The 16,102-nt window shown below is 43.3% G+C and carries 8 protein-coding genes; all 8 read left to right on the top strand.

Annotated features, from left to right (window positions below):
• Positions 1-5,801 (top strand): S8 family serine peptidase (locus tag AC3A14_RS07310; RefSeq protein WP_487778911.1); only part of this gene is annotated, 5,801 nt, incomplete at its 5' end.
• A gap of 268 nt (positions 5,802-6,069) precedes the next feature.
• Positions 6,070-6,825, top strand: a complete 756-nt coding sequence (locus AC3A14_RS07315) for a glycosyltransferase family 2 protein (protein ID WP_318731207.1) — start codon at positions 6,070-6,072, stop codon at positions 6,823-6,825.
• The gene (locus AC3A14_RS07320; protein ID WP_318731208.1) at positions 6,825-8,069 is read left to right on the top strand and encodes a glycosyltransferase family 4 protein; all 1,245 of its coding nucleotides are present in this window, start codon (positions 6,825-6,827) and stop codon (positions 8,067-8,069) included. The genes AC3A14_RS07315 and AC3A14_RS07320 overlap by 1 nt, the downstream gene beginning before the upstream one ends.
• Before the next feature lie 2 nt (positions 8,070-8,071).
• A complete protein-coding gene (locus AC3A14_RS07325; protein ID WP_318731209.1) occupies positions 8,072-9,595 on the top strand; it encodes an HlyD family secretion protein in 1,524 nt (507 codons plus the stop codon).
• A 35-nt stretch (positions 9,596-9,630) separates the two neighbouring features.
• Positions 9,631-10,317 (top strand): class I SAM-dependent methyltransferase, encoded by a 687-nt coding sequence (locus AC3A14_RS07330; RefSeq protein ID WP_318731210.1) that lies wholly within the window; start codon positions 9,631-9,633, stop codon positions 10,315-10,317.
• Positions 10,318-10,375: 58 nt separating this feature from the next.
• A complete protein-coding gene (locus AC3A14_RS07335) occupies positions 10,376-11,824 on the top strand; it encodes a tetratricopeptide repeat protein (protein WP_318731211.1) in 1,449 nt (482 codons plus the stop codon).
• A complete protein-coding gene (locus AC3A14_RS07340; protein WP_318731212.1) occupies positions 11,821-15,111 on the top strand; it encodes a glycosyltransferase family 39 protein in 3,291 nt (1,096 codons plus the stop codon). Before AC3A14_RS07335 ends, AC3A14_RS07340 begins: the two co-directional genes overlap by 4 nt.
• 29 nt (positions 15,112-15,140) lie before the next feature.
• Positions 15,141-16,091 carry a lysylphosphatidylglycerol synthase transmembrane domain-containing protein gene (locus AC3A14_RS07345; RefSeq protein WP_318731213.1) on the top strand — a complete coding sequence of 317 codons (951 nt, stop codon included), beginning with the start codon at positions 15,141-15,143 and terminating at the stop codon, positions 16,089-16,091.
• Positions 16,092-16,102: the final 11 nt, after the last annotated feature.

A 16,102-nucleotide genomic window follows, 5' to 3' on the forward strand; every position in this document is an offset into this window, starting at 1 on the left:
CTGGTGGCAGTGGTAGTGACACAATAACTGTTAGCGGTGGTGGATTCAATTCTATCTCTGGTGGCAGTGGTAGTGACACAATAACTGTTAGCGGTGGTGGATTCAATTCTATTTCTGGTGGCAGTGGTAGTGACACAATAACTGTTAGTGGCGGTGGCTTCAATTCTATTTCTGGTGGCAGTGGTAGTGATACCATCGCTGTTAGTGGTGGGGGAAACAATTCTATTTCTGGTGGCAGTGGTAATGATACCATCACTGTTAGTGGTGGGGGAAACAATTATATCTCTGGTGGTATTGGTAATGATGTAAGTATATACAATGGAAATTACAATGACTACTCCATTACTATTGATGGAACAAGGGTCACTGTAACTGGTTCATTAGGAACAGATACCCTAGAAGATATTGAAACGCTGCAATTTCTGGATAGAACGGTTGATCTCGTACAAAATACCAATAAAAATTTATCAACTAATTCCTTCAATGTAGTAGAAAGCTCACTCAATCCTGGCGATAATTTGAATGTTGAGTTGAGCCTTCAAAATACTGAAGCAGGAGAAGCCAGTGCTTTTGATGTAGAGTTTTACCTCTCCAAAGATTCTACGATTGGTAACAATGATGATATTCTTCTGGATACTCGCTCTATTGACGGTCTCACTGGCAATACCACAACAGAACTACTGACGCAAAACTTAACCCTACCCGATGCTAATCATTCCTTCTGGACTGGAGATGGCACTTATCATATTGGTATGGTCATTGATTCGGGTGATGTCATTAGCGAGACCAATGAAAATGATAATACTGATTCTGAAGCCATTGAAATTACTACTCCCATAACTGTGGGTGAAATTCAAGGTTTGAAGTGGAACGACCTTGATGGAGATGGAGTGCGAGACTCGGGAGAACCCGGACTAGCAGATTGGACAATTTATCTCGATGAAAATCAAAATGGTCAACGGGATGCTGGTGAATTATCAACCCTCACGGATGCTAGTGGTAATTATACATTCACCGATCTCGCACCAGGCACGTATTATGTGGCAGAGGAGATGCAGAGTGGTTGGGAACAAACATACCCAGAACCACCTAGCATTTTTCCAGCTCCTATTGAGAACTCTAATACAACTATAGATGCGCGACAACTCAGAGAAAATGTCGATCCTGGCCCTGAAGTCGTATTTTACGATTTTCTGGACAATGGTACTTTAACTGGAGGAATTACTGAGTTAGAGACGGATAACTCAACCCAGAATAACGGTATTCATTCTCCCTTACAACCAACTCCATGGAATGTTTCTACATTACTCGATAATGGCCCCACAGATAATCGAATTGATATTGTCTTTCTTGGAGACGGATATACAAATTCTGAGCTAGGAACATACCAAGATGATGTCAATAATCTTCTCTCTCCATTCTTTGCAGAATTGCCCCTGGATGATTACTCAAAATTCTTCAATGTACATCGAGTAGATGTTATTTCCAATGAATCAGGGGTAGATAACGATCCAAATGGAGTATTGAAAGATACAGCATTGGATATGGGTTTTGGGGGAGGAGGTGTCGATCGAGGATTAATTCTCGATCTCGATAAAGCGAAATTAGCTGCAAACAATGCTCCCGATGTCGATCAGATATTAGCGATCGGTAATTCAACAAAGCATGGCGGTGTTGCTTGGCCAAGTGAAGACGTTGGTACGGCTTCTGCGAGAACTACTTTTGCCAGCGAAATACTTTTGCATGAATTTGGCCATTCATTTGCCAATCTGGCTGACGAATATGACTATGGTGGTCCTGTCAACTATACAGGACCAGAACCCGAAGTAGCTAATGTCAGCATTTATAATGCTAATGAGATGGAAGCATCACAGACCAAATGGTATCGTTGGTTAGATGAACCCAATGTTGGCACATTTGAAGGAGCTAATTACAGCGAACAAGGCATTTATAGACCCACAGAAAACTCTAAAATGCGGAGTCTGGGTCAGCCTTTTGAACAGGTCAATATAGAGCAATTTATCCTAACTGCTTATCAAGTTGTTCAGCCCATTGATAATGCTACTCCATCAGGATTTTATGGTGTAGATGATACGTTTTTTGTCGATCCCGTCGATCCAGTTTCGCACGATCTAGACGTTCAGTGGTTCTTAGATGAAGTGCCTATATCAGGAGCAACAAGCACTACATTCGATCGAGCATCAACTTTGAATTTAACACCAGGAACTTATACGCTCAAGGCAGAAGTTGTAGATAATACAGACCTGGTACGCGATGAAGAAATGCGTGCTCAGTGGATGACCGAAGAGCGTTCTTGGACTCTGAGAGTAGAGGGAGAAGAACCACCAGTTGCCAGAAGCCACGAGGTCATCCTCAACCCCGGCGAAGTTATTACTGATATTAATTTTGGCAACCGCCTAATTGAGGAGACTCCTGATGAGGTTAACTTAGTAAGTAATTCCTTCAATATAGTAGAAAACTCACTTCATCCAAATGAGAACTTCCAAGTTGAGTTTAGTATTCAAAATACTGAAGCAGGAGAAGCCAGTGCTTTTGATGTAGAGTTTTACCTCTCCAAAGATTCTACGATTGGTAACAATGATGATATTCTTCTGGATACTCGCTCTATTGACGGTCTCACTGGCAATACCACAACAGAACTACTGACGCAAAACTTAACCCTACCCGATGCTAATCATTCTTTCTGGACTGGAGATGGCACTTATCATATTGGTGCGGTCATTGATTCAGGTGATGTCATTAGCGAGACCAATGAAAATGACAACACTGATGCTGAAGCCATTGAAATCACTACTCCCGTAACTCTGGGTGAAATTCGAGGCTTGAAATGGAACGACCTTGATGGAGATGGAGTTCGAGACACAGGAGAACCCGGGCTAGCAGATTGGACAATCTATCTAGATGAGAATCAAAATGGTCAACGGGATGCTGGTGAATTATCAACCATCACGGATGCTAGTGGTAATTATGCATTCACCGATCTGGCACCAGGCACGTACTATGTGGCAGAAGAGATGCAGAGGGGTTGGAAGCAAACATCTCCAGGTAATATCGGACTTCCTACACCTAGATTGCAGAACAAGGGTTTCAGCTCAACAGAATTAGCAATTGCTAGAGCCTCTAATCTAGAAACTTATGAATCGAATAAACTAAGTTCTGTAACTGAATGGGTGGTAAGTTTGGAGCCTAATCAATCTCCAGATGACTTAGCTAGAAGTTTAGGAGCAACTAATCTAGGGGCAACAGGATTTATCCCCAATACTTACCGTTTTGAATTCCCCGAACACTCTCATGGACTTCAAATACAGGATGAGTTGAATTCCTTATCAAATATAACCTTCTTCTTCCCACTGGTAGAGCAACAACTCAAAAAACAATTCATTCCAAATGACCCTCTTTTTAGCGATCAGTGGCACTTAGTGAATACAGGTCAAATGGGTGGAACTGTTGGAGCTGATACGAACATAGAAACAGCTTGGGATTTGGCTCAAGGAACGGGTGTAGTTATCGGAATTGTTGATGACGGACTGCAATATGCACACCCCGATCTTAACTCCCGTTATCGACAAGACTTAAGCTACGATTTCAATGATAACGATGCCGATCCATCACCAGTTTTTAGCTCTGAAGTTCATGGAACAGCCGTGGCAGGAGTAGCAGCAGCTAGTGGCAATAATGGTATTGGAGTGAGTGGTTCAGCACCAGAAGCGTCCCTCGCTGGACTGCGGTTAAATGCTGGCCCTTCCAATGATTGGATGAATGCAAATGCTTTGTCCTACATGAATCAAGACATTGATATATATAACAACAGTTGGAAACCAGGAGCCTCTTTTTTGAGTCCCGGCCCATTAACTCTAGCAGCAATGGAAGATGGAGTGATTAATGGTCGAGATGGATTGGGAAGTATTTATTTATTTGCCGGAGGAAACGATCGACAAGATGGCTTAAACGTCAACTACAATGGCTTGGCTAATTCTCGTTACACTATTGCTGTTGCAGCAATCGATCATAATGGGAAACAAGCTATTTATAGTGAATCAGGAGCACCACTTCTAATCTCTGGTTATTCTAGTGCAGGTTTGCCAGATACTCCAGGGATTGCAACGACTGATTTGTTAGGCTCTTATGGATATTTTTCTGGCGACTATACAGATAACAGTGCCAATGGATTTGGTGGGACATCATCAGCCACTCCTTTAGTTGCTGGTGTTATTGCTCAACTATTAGACATCAATCCAAATTTGAGTTGGCGAGACGTACAACATATATTGGTAGAAACAGCCGAACACAACGATCCATCTGATTTAGATTGGACGACCAATGGAGCTGGACATCTGGTTAATCATAAATATGGTTTTGGCGCAATTGATGCCACAGCAGCAGTAAAGGCTGCTACTGATTGGGTGACTGTAGGACAAGAAATCTCAACAACTTCTGGACGACTCGATGTTAATCAAGACATTCCGGATAATAACCCCACTGGAATTTCTTCAACTTTTACCATCAATGATGACATTGATATTGAGTGGGTTGAAATTGTATTCGATGCGACTCACTCGGCACGAGGAGACTTAGAAATTGTTCTTATTTCTCCAGACGGTACTGAATCAGTTCTAGCGGAATCTCACAAAGACTCACAAGATAACTACTCAAATTGGGTATTAACTTCTGCTCGCCATTGGGGAGAGTCCTCTCTAGGAGAATGGACTTTGAAGGTCTCAGATGAACAGTCTGTAGACATTGGTACTTGGAACTCTTGGCAGTTAAATATCTATGGAACTTCCAATAATGTACACATTGAAGGTACACATACAGTAACGCTAAATTCTGGTGAAATTGTTACTGGTATCGATTTTGGCAACCATAATGAAGAGCCAGAAGAACCCGTCAACCCCGCAGCCATTGAAACTCAAGACCAATCCTGGACGGTTGCTACTACGGCTGACTTCAACGCTGACAACAAAGACGATGTGCTGTGGCGCAATAGTTCTGGAGATAACGAACTCTGGCTCATGGATGGCAGTAGTGTCTCCTCCACCGTTAACCTCAGTAACTCAACTCTAGAACTGGTCGGAGCCAATGACTTCGATGGCGATAATGATGCGGACTTAATGTGGCGCAATACCTCTACCGGAGCCAATGAACTGTGGACGATGGATGGTGGTAGTGTCACTAGCACTGATGCCATCCGCTCTGCTGCCACGAATTGGGAAGTGCAAGGTACGGAAGACTTTAATGGGGATGGCAATGCCGATATCTTCTGGCGCGACCCCATCACGGGACAAAACGCTATCTGGTTCATGGATGGTAGCTCTCGCGTCAATAGCGGTAACTTCCGCTCTGTCGGAACCAACTGGGAAGTTGCAGCTCTCGATGACTTCAACGCTGATGGCAAAACTGACATTCTCTGGAATGACTCCAGCAATGGAGCTAATGCTATCTGGCTGATGGATGGACTGTCTCTGGTCTCTGGTAGGCGTATCAGGCGTACCAATGCCGGATGGGAATTGCAAGGTACAGAGGACTTCAATGGGGACAATAAAGCCGATCTTCTGTGGCGTAATGGCTCTGGAAGCAATGCGGTGTGGTTCATTGATGATACCACGATCGCCTCTGGACAGAACCTCAGTGGGGCGATCGCCCGATGGGATGTGCAGGGGCTAGGAGATTTCGATAACAACGGTTCCCCAGATATCTTCTGGCGCGACAGTGCCACGGGGGATAACGCTCTCTGGTTAATGGATGGTACGACCCATTCCGGTGGCGCGATGTTGGTATAAACCGATTTCAGGCAGCAAAGGGAGTTCCTCTGCTGCCTGTTGATTTTTGTTGTTGACTTAAATTATTAGAGCCTAAACTCTGACCCATAATAACTAGGCTGTTTTTACAAAAAGAACAATTAAATGTGGGCTATATGACTCGCTTTTTATTTGATAAATTACGGTATCTAACTTGAGCTAAACTTCATTTTATTTCGCTAATTAAAGCGATGTTTTGCTACAAGAGAACAATTGACTTGACCTTTACTCATAGATTAATGGTGTCATCATGAATTCTTTTCCGAAGTCTGTCACTGTAGTTATTCCTGCCTTTAACGAAGAGGGAAACCTGAAACGACTGTTTCAATTTCTAGAGGAAACTTTTCACCAACTCGGCTATCAGTTCCCTGTCTTATTGGTCGATGATGGCAGTGAGGATAACACCCCCTTAATTGTTGAAGATCTCAAACAGCGCTATGATTTTCTCACCGTTGTGCGCCACCCCCATCGACGAGGTGTTGCCGAAGTCTGGAAAACCGCCTTAACCCGCGTCAAAACGGATTGGATTTTTTGGGGACAGGCTGACCTAGAAAGTGACCCACGCAGCGATATTCCTTTGCTTCTCTCTGCTTGGTCTCCAGGAGTAGATGGAGTAGCGGGTTGGCGACAAAACCGCCAAGACGGAAAGCTCTTCACTTCCAAAATTGCTAACAAAGTCTGTCGCTCTTTCTTAGGCTTAAAAATTCACGACATGAACTGGATTAAATTAGTGCGACGAGATTTAATTTCTCCTGAACTCTTAGACCTAACCACCCATCGTTATCTGCTGGCTGCCTTAGCTGGATTTGGACATACCATCATTGAAGTGCCTACTCCCTGGCATACCCGATATTCTGGAACTACTAAGTTTGGTAAAGGTCGATTATTGACTTCTGCTCTAGATTTCATCAAGCTACTGAGTTGGTTTATTCAGTTTAAGATACAAGAAAAAATCAAGTTATCAGTAGATCAATTGATTCCCATTAAAGTTGATGATATCCACTAATGATGATACACGATCTAGAGAAAAAAAGAATTCTCGTCGTTTCCTCGGTTTATCCCCTGACTGCTGATGGCAATCATGGAGCCTTTATTCGTGAAGTGATTCTCAAACTTCAACCCACAGGAGCTAACTTTTATGTGTTTGCCCCTGCCTATGAAGGTTGCCCTCACTATACCCTGGATAATGTACTCGTCTATCGATTCCGCTATTGCCCTAAACCCTTAGAAAACTTAGTCCGAGATGGTGCGCCCACCAAGATTCAGCGCCAACCCTGGTATCTGATTCCAGCCGCTCTTTATATCCTCTTGGGAACCGTGCAACTCTTTGGGTTGTGCTGGAAACTGAAACCCGATTTATTGCACATTAACTGGCCATTTCCCCATGGTTTAATGGCTTTCCCAGTAGCTAAACTCTTGGGAATTCCCATGGTGTTTAGTTTTCATGGAGGAGAATTGCTGTTAGCAAAAAAATTTGGGTTTGTTGCCCGTATTTTGCGTCAGTTAATTCCCGAAAGTCAAGGGGTAACAGCTAATTCTTCCTTTACTCAAGCCTTGATTGGTAACCTCAGTTCTGAACCGGTGACGGTAATTCCTTATGGGATTACTATCACGCCTCAACTAGAGTCAGAAATCCCAGCTAACCCGATTCCGCAACTGCTGTTTGTGGGACGTTTGGATGAACGCAAAGGGGTTACTTATCTATTGCAAGCCTTGCCCCTAATTTTACGAGATCGTCGAGTGCAATTACACATTGTCGGTCAAGGAATCTTAGAAAGTGAACTTAAGGAAGAGTGCAAAGCGCTAGGGTTAGAAGCGCAAGTTAAGTTTTTAGGGGTACTCTCTAAAGAAGCCTTAGCCCAGGAATATGCCACTTGCGATATTTTTGTCTTGCCTGCCATTGTCGATCGCAAAGGAGATACGGAAGGATTAGGAATTGTGATGATTGAAGCCTTAGCCCATGGTAAACCGGTAGTCGCGAGTGATGTGGGAGGGATTAAAGATGTAATTATTGATGGCGTTACCGGCCGGTTAGTCCCGGAAAAAGATCCCCATCAATTAGCAGAGGTAATTACAGATTTACTAAATTGCCCCGAAGAAAGACAACGACTAGGTTGCCAAGGATTAAAGCATATCCAAACCCAGTTTAACTGGAGCCGAATTACCCATCAGTGGTCTCAGGTTTTCGCTCAAGCCCTAAGCAACAGTAACTCCTCAGAGATCATAGCAGATGACTCTCTTATTTTCTAGCTATGACTTCTCCGAATTTGCCTTCCCAAATGTATCGCACAATTATCTGGGGACTTGTGATTACCATTCCTTTAGTCATCATGATTAGTTTAGGGTTTACTGTCCTATTACCAGCTCTGAATAATCCCCAATCTCGTATTTACTTCTCTCAATTTGGGGTTCCCAGTCGCTACCGAAGTCAAGGAAAACCGATTCCAGTGGAAACCGTTTCTGTTCAAAGTATTCCTTTAGAAACTCGTTTAGCTGGGCCAGGGGAATTTGTGCCTTTGCAACAAGTGGATGTGCGTCCGTTAGTTTCTGGGCCGGTGGAAAAAGTCTATGTGGTGGAAGGGCAAAGGGTGAAAAAAGGCGATCGCCTCGTTGAGCTGTATTCTATTCCCTTTGAAGAACGAGTCAATCAAATTCGTAACCAATTGGCGATCGCCGCAAAAAGACAACAAACCCTAGAACTCTCGGCTCCAGAGCGCATACAAGAGTTAGAAGCAGATGTGGCCATTGCGCGATCGCGGCTGCAAGAAGCCCAAGAGAGAGTCGAACAAATCCAAACCCTTGCCCAGCAAGAAATTGAGGAAAACGTAGAAAAGGCTCGCGAGCGCATGAAGGTGGCCGAACAAAAGCTCAAACAAATGGAAGAGTTGTTTCTAGAAGGGGCAATTTATGAATTTCAAGTCCTGGAAATGCAAGACCTCTATGCTCTACGTCAACAGGAATGGTTAGAAGCCCAACGGGGACAAGTGATCGCCCAAGACCGCCAGTTTAGTAATCAGGATTTCTATCTGGATCGGGAAAACCAACTAATCGCAGCCCAAAAAGCCCTCAATCAAGCCAGGCGCGACTTTGACGAGCAATTTGCCGTCAATCAACTGGAAATTGAAACCTTGCAACTGGAACTGCAAGAGGCGTTGAGAACCTTAGATCGCTCTGTTATTTATGCCGAGACCGATGGCTTAGTCAGTCGGATGTATATCCATCCCGGAGAAATTGCTGAACCTCAAGCTCCTGACCCTTTAATGACCCTAGCAGAAGATATGGTCTTTAAGGCATTTATTGACCAAGCCCAACTCAATGCCATTGAAATCGGCGATCGCGCCCAAATGAATTTTACTGCCTATCCAGGAAAAACCTATACAGGAGAAGTCATTCGCGTCAATCCCACCATTGAAACCCAGGCCATTACCCCAGTAAAAATTGGCATCGATCGCCAGTATACCTATTCCGTTTGGATTGCCGTGGATGAGGCGCAAATGCCACCAGGGTTACAAGGAGTCGCCAGTTTTCAGTCCAGTGACTCCAGTTTGGTGATTCCAGAGAGCGCAGTTAGCGAACTTTCTGGAGCTAGAGGGATGGTGATGGTGGTGGAGTCAGGACAAGCTATTCTGCGTTCTATCGAGTTGGGACGCACCTATGGCAATCAGCGCGAAGTCCTGGATGGTCTGACTGCTGGGGAAATCATTGTGGTCTATCCCCAAGGTTTACAACCGGGCGATCTTCTCGAACCCATCCCCACCAGCCAACCCATGCTTTAATTACCCATTTGTAATTCTTACGGAGGATAAAACCTATGTTGCAAAATTTAGAACGTCTGACCAAGGGACTGTATAAATGGGCGATCGCGCCCTGGATTTATGGTCAAAATGGGGATTATGATGCCCAGCGCTATTGGGGCGATCGCCTGACGCGCTATGGTTTATCGTTACAGGGAGTCGGCCATGAGGGGCGATCGGAACTTGAAAACCAGGAAGAATACACTCAAGCGGGTCAACTTTTTATTCAAGCTTGTACTCAAGCCAACATAAACATTTCCCAAGCTCGTATTCTAGAAGTTGGCTGTGGCACAGGATTTTACACCCAAATCTTGGCAGATTTAGGAGCAAGAAACTATCTAGGCATTGATATTACTGATGTCTTATTTACAGACTTGAGAGATAAATTTCCTCAGTTCTCATTTCAGAGACAAGATATCACTCAATATCAAGAAATAGGTCGATTTGACTTAATCGTTATGATAGATGTGATTGAGCATATCGTTATTGAAAAGAAAATAAAAGATACTCTGTGGAATCTCCAAAACTATCTTAATCCACAGGGCAAGATAATCATTGCGCCTCTTGTGCTTCAAGAAAAGAGGTCTTTGTTTCATGTCAATTTCTGGTCAGTCAAAACCCTTCAAGAAATCATGGAGACTTGTAAAACAACCTATGCCTTAAATTTCAGGAATGGACAATTAATGATTCTGGAAAAACTCTAGTGTTTAATTAATAGTGTAATCCTATGGAGAAGAAGTCAAACTTTTGAGAGGTATAGAAATGGAGCAGATCAGGCTAATATTAGCTCAGATACAGCGAAGTCACTTGTTGATGGCGATCGCCACTTTATTCCTGCTCAAAAGTATTCTCAACCTGTGGTATACCCTGCCCCCAGAAACCTTAAGCGCCTTTGATGTTGATCTAGCCAATCTCAATCAATGGCGTTATTTAGGGTTGATTCCCCTAGGATTGATGCTTTCTGTCCTATTGGGATGGCACAATACCCAATTGCATCAACGGCTGACTTGGATGTTACTGATCTTAGTATTATTGTATCCTTACTATACGATCACTTGGTCGCCGCGTATCTTCTTTTTAGCTAAATCTCTCTACCAACAACGGCAACCCATTACTCTGCACGTAGAGCAAAACTTTCCTGAAATTAAATCTCAATGGAAACAGAACATCGAATTGGGAATTTATCAACCAGTTCCCTCTATCTTTGAAAGTCGAGTTAGAGACCGTTATGTGTTTCAACCCTCCTCTTGGGAATGGATGGTCAAATCAATCTTTGGTTATAGCGATGCCTTTTTTAACTCCATTGGGCGCGGTTGGAGCTTGGCCATTCTGGGATTAAGCTTTAGCCTTTTAGCCTATTATCTCCAGTTAGGCGATCGAAGATTATCTGCTTGGATTGATGATATTCGCAGCTTATCCCCCTGGATAATCTCGATATTCCTGCTCATTCTTGGCTCCACATTAACTGTTAACTTGCTCAACCATCACCTAGAGACCGAGTTTGCTAAGGGACACTACAAGCAAGTCATGGTGCAATCCCAACGTTTAGCCCGTTGGTATCCCCTCGTGGAAGGAGATCGATCCTTTCTAGAGCGATGGGCAAAAGCTGGATGGTACAGTAAGCAACCCAATCCTGCTCTGATTGCCTTTACCCAAGGATTAGAACGGTATCGTTTAGATAATTATACCCAAGCCATTTCTTACTTTCAACAAGCCTTGCGCCTCAATCCCCATTTTTATTTAGCCCAAGGGTATTTAGCTACTACTCAACTCAATCAAGGGATCGATCAATTCAAGCAACCTGTTGTGCCTAAAAGACAACGGGATAAGCCCTTTCCCTATACCTACGACCTCTTAGATAGCCCCAATTATCAAAACCGAGCTAGACAACCCAATAATGCCAAGCCAATGTTAACAGCTCAATACTGCGAAGAAAGTTTAAAATCTTTTCCTAATCATTTAGAGGCTTTATATACTTTGATGGTCATTCGAGTAGTTAATTGGGACTTTCCTGGATCGGCCCAAATTGCCAAAAAGCTAATCAATTTACAACCTTATTTTCAGCAACCCATGTTAGCAGTCGTTGGCCAGGCCTATTTACATTTATCTTGGGAAAATTATCACGACCAAGACCTGGATCAAGCTTGGCAACGCTATCGTCAATCGGTCGATCGCAAAATTTGGGAAAAATTCATCGATCCTACCTCATGAAACATTCCTTTTCTTGGCTCTCTATCATTTCAATTGCCATTACCGGTTATCTGGTGGGAATGTTGGGGTTCTCTATTTGGGATCAGCCTCCAATGCTACCCACTCCGGTCAATTGGTCTCCTCAAGTGACCTGGATAGGCTTACCCAACCCTAGCTATCGTCTCTACACTCGTCAAACCCTTAATTTACCCGATCGCGTCAAAAGAGGGTGGTTGCGCCTGAGCGCGGATAATGATTTTCGGCTATATGTGAATGGAAAGGTATTGACTCAAGAAGTGAGTATCCTACGCAATACGCTAGGATTAGGGGGATTGGTGCAAGACTGGCCGCAAAAACTGAATGATTTCCGTCCATTTCCCTCCCTACGTCCGGAATGGGTTTATTTACGGGCCCCCAAAGATTGGAAAGTCACGTATTATGTCGATCTGACCCACTATCTGCAACCGGGAAAAAATGCGATCGCCGTTGAAGTGCAAAGTTCCCAACAGCATCCCCGTTTACTCTTAGAAGGGAAAATTTATCCAGTGGGGGATCTGGAAAAGGCGATCGATATCAGCACGGGAACCAGTGCCTGGAAAGTGTCTGAACGGTTCCAGAGTCGGCAACGGCTACACTGGTTTGATGCTGACTTTCCCGATCAAACCTGGCCTCTAGCCACCACTCTCGATCCCCCCAATGAAGCCACCTATAGCCGCTTAAGCCCCCTGGTATTTGACCGTCCCTTAACAGGACATTGGATTACCAGTTCTCTGAGTCCCTCTGGCGAAACCTGGCTGAGAACCTCTTGGTCAGTTTCCGTTAAACCCCAACAGGCTTGGATGCGATGGGTCGCTCAGAATGAATGTTCACTCCTGATTAATGGGTTGCTGGTTCAGCATTATCCGACTGAAGATAGCCAAACCCTGCATTTATCAGAGGTGAGTCGTTTTTTACATCCGGGAATCAATACCCTAGCAGTTCATTTAACGCCACCATTAACGGAAGATTGGCATGTAGCTTTTAATGAACCCCCCCAACGGAAAATTGTCTCTCAATTTTGGCTCGATGGATGGGTGGAAAATGCTCAAGGAACCCCTGAATCGATTATTCAGACGGATTCGAGTTGGCAGAGTCTGGAGTCCCCCATTAGGGGTTGGGAACAAGGAATAGGCGCTGCTGAAGCGGCCATTCAACTCAATTTACCAAATCCTGACCAATTTTCGCGATCGCTTGAGGGAGATAGCTATGCTCTCAACTATCCCCATTGGTTATGGCATCAAAGTATATGGTGGGGCTTAGGATGTCTATTCATCTCTATTTATAGCTTCGTTCTGGGAGTGTTTTGGCGAGATACAGCAGGAATAAAAGGAGCAACGTTAGACATTGGTACAGGTTTGCTCTTTCCCGGAACAATGTTTTTAAGCGTAATGGAATTGCTTAAACATCGCTATGGCATTTCCGAACGATGGCTAATATTTGCCCAACCCCATAGTGATGTGCTGATTTTACTGGGATTTGTGGGAGTGGTTTGCTTAACCTTACTCTGGAGTTGTATTGTTAATCGCCATCTAGGGTTATCTCCTACACCCATCAGTGGGGTCATCCTATGGAGTCTGTGGTTTATCTTAACCTGGATTGGGGCGATCGCCTTGGGTTTAGCTTTAGCAGACAATACAGCTCAATGGCCCATGGTGTGGATAGTCGCTAGTGGATTCATTTTATGGGGTCTAGCTCTACTGTTTTGGCAACAGACTCAGCGCATCTGGACTGATGGCATTACCTTCTGGCAACAACACTGGCCTCAATGGGGATATTACATAATAGTAGTGGCCATTACCCTAGGAGGGTTCATCCTCAGAGCTTACCGTCTTGATGCCATGGATTTAGAAGCCGATGAATATACCTCCTTAGATGCTACCAGAGGCATTTTAGCCACTGGCGCACCCGTAACCACTTCTGGCATTTGGTATACCAGAGGCCCCATCTTTCACTATCTTTTGGCTCTCTGGTTACGGTGGGTGGGGGACTCTGCGATGAATGCCCGGTTTTTGTCCGTACTATTTGGTACTGCCACTTTAGTCGTTGTCTTTTTTCTGACTCGTGCCATTACCGGAAAAACCGGGTTAGCCTTAGTGGTGACGGCCATTTTGGCGATCGATCCTTGGGAATTATGGTACTCGCGCTTTATCCGATTTTATCAAGTGTTGCAATTTGTAACCCTCATCAACATTTGGTTCTTAATTAAAGGTTTTATTGAAGGAAAACAGAAACGCTACCAATATCTATTTTATGTTGGAGTAATCATCATGTTACTCATTCAGGAAGGTAGTTTAACCCTACTTCCTGGATTGTTTCTCTGCTTTCTGTGTAGTTACTTTCCCTTGGAATGGCGTGAAGATAAGTCCATTGCGATCGGCTGTTTTGCAGTCATGGGAGTGTATGCTTACAACATTGGCTTTTTTATAGTTAAATGCTTAACACCAGTCGTTGCTATTTCCACAACCACAGATTCTTACTTGAAACCGAGATTATCAGACGTAACGGGATTTTTTACCAATTTCTTCATTGGCCCGAATTGGATGAATTTGATTTATACTGTTTTATTCATAGCTGGGCTAGTGTATTTTCTCCAATATCCCCAGAAAGTAATCCTGTGTTTGTATACTGTAATTGGCGTTAATCTTCTCTGTCAAACCCTTCTCGTCTATGTAGTGGCTGCCCGATATTTTTATCCCATCTATCCTCTATGTATCATCCTCTCTCTCTATGGCGCAACTTGTTTGATTGGGACTATCAGTCAACCCTGGAATCAACAATTAAGCAGTCAGCGTGTAATTCAGAAAATGACCTGGATTTTTCTAGCCATTCTACTCCTAGGAAATCTAGAGGTCGAAAAAGTTGTGGGTGCTTATTCAGATGCGATCGCCATCCGCAACACAGAAATACTTGATTATATTCAATCCCACAAACAACCTGGAGATATCATTATATCCAACACTTCTGCTGTATATACCTCCATTGGTGGATTAGATTATTATATTCCCCATCGTCTTTCTATTTTTGATGCAGTATATGCTCGCAATGGAGAAGTCATTGACCGTTGGGGAGGGGGTAAACTCTTAACCGATCTCGATCAACTCAACAGTATATTATCCAATCACAATAGAGTATGGATTCATCAATTCGATCGCTTGCAACCGCCTAAAAGTTTTCTTCATGCAAAAGAGCATAATCTTTATAAGACTTTGGGTGACTCTCAGTTTGAAACCTTCGGCGCTCAGGTGAAATTATGGAAACCAGAGAATTAAAACTTTCCTATACTCCAAAATGAATAATTATGAATAAAATCAAACAGACTGCGATTAAGGCTCTGATTAGCCTATCCATAATTGTTGCGATCTTTAGTCTAGTTAATCTGGAACAGATCTGGGCAAAAATCAGTGATTTATCGATTGGGTTTATTATATTTTGTTTATTCTATTATACCCTATTACAATGGATTAGTTGCTTGCGTTGGCAAGTTATTTTGAAGTCGAGTGGCTATAAACTCCCGATTATTTATTTACTCAAGAGTTATTTTTGTGGCATGTTTCTCAACTTGTTTCTTCCCGGATCTTTCGGGGGAGATGTCTATAGAACTTTTCAAGTCTCTAGAGAAACACAAAATGCCGAAGTCGCAGCAGCTTCGGTACTGCTGGAGAGATTTACAGGTCTCATCGCTCTTTGTTTTTTAGCCATGCTGGGGTTGCCTTTTGCTTGGAGGCTGATCGATCAATGGGATATCCTTTTAGTGTTTATGATTACTACAGGTTTTTTATGTATGGTATGGTTAACACTTACCAGCCCTAGGTTGTTTAACATAACTAAAAGAGTATTTACATTATTTCCTCTTGAAAATCTAGGCAATCGTTTAAGCAAAATTCAACAAGCTGGTATTTCTTTTCAGCGCAACTCACGAGTGTTTAATTTATCCCTATTTTATGCGACATTATTCATTTTAGGTGTAATTTATTATCATTATCTAGTCGCTCAACAACTCAACATTGAGATTTCTTATTTTGAGCTTCTAGTTTTCATTCCAATGATTACCATCGTTAGTCTCTTACCTTTTTCATTAGGCGGATTAGGAATAAAAGAAGGATTCTGGGTCTATCTATTTCTACGCATTGACTTAACCGCAGAATCTGCCGTAATCCTTTCTTTAACAATTACGGTTTTAGCTTGGATTATTTCATTACCCGGTGGTCTGCTGCTGATATTTTCAAAAAAATTACCCTTGTTAGATTAAGCTCAAGAGGA

Source organism: Roseofilum sp., assembly GCF_982964205.1.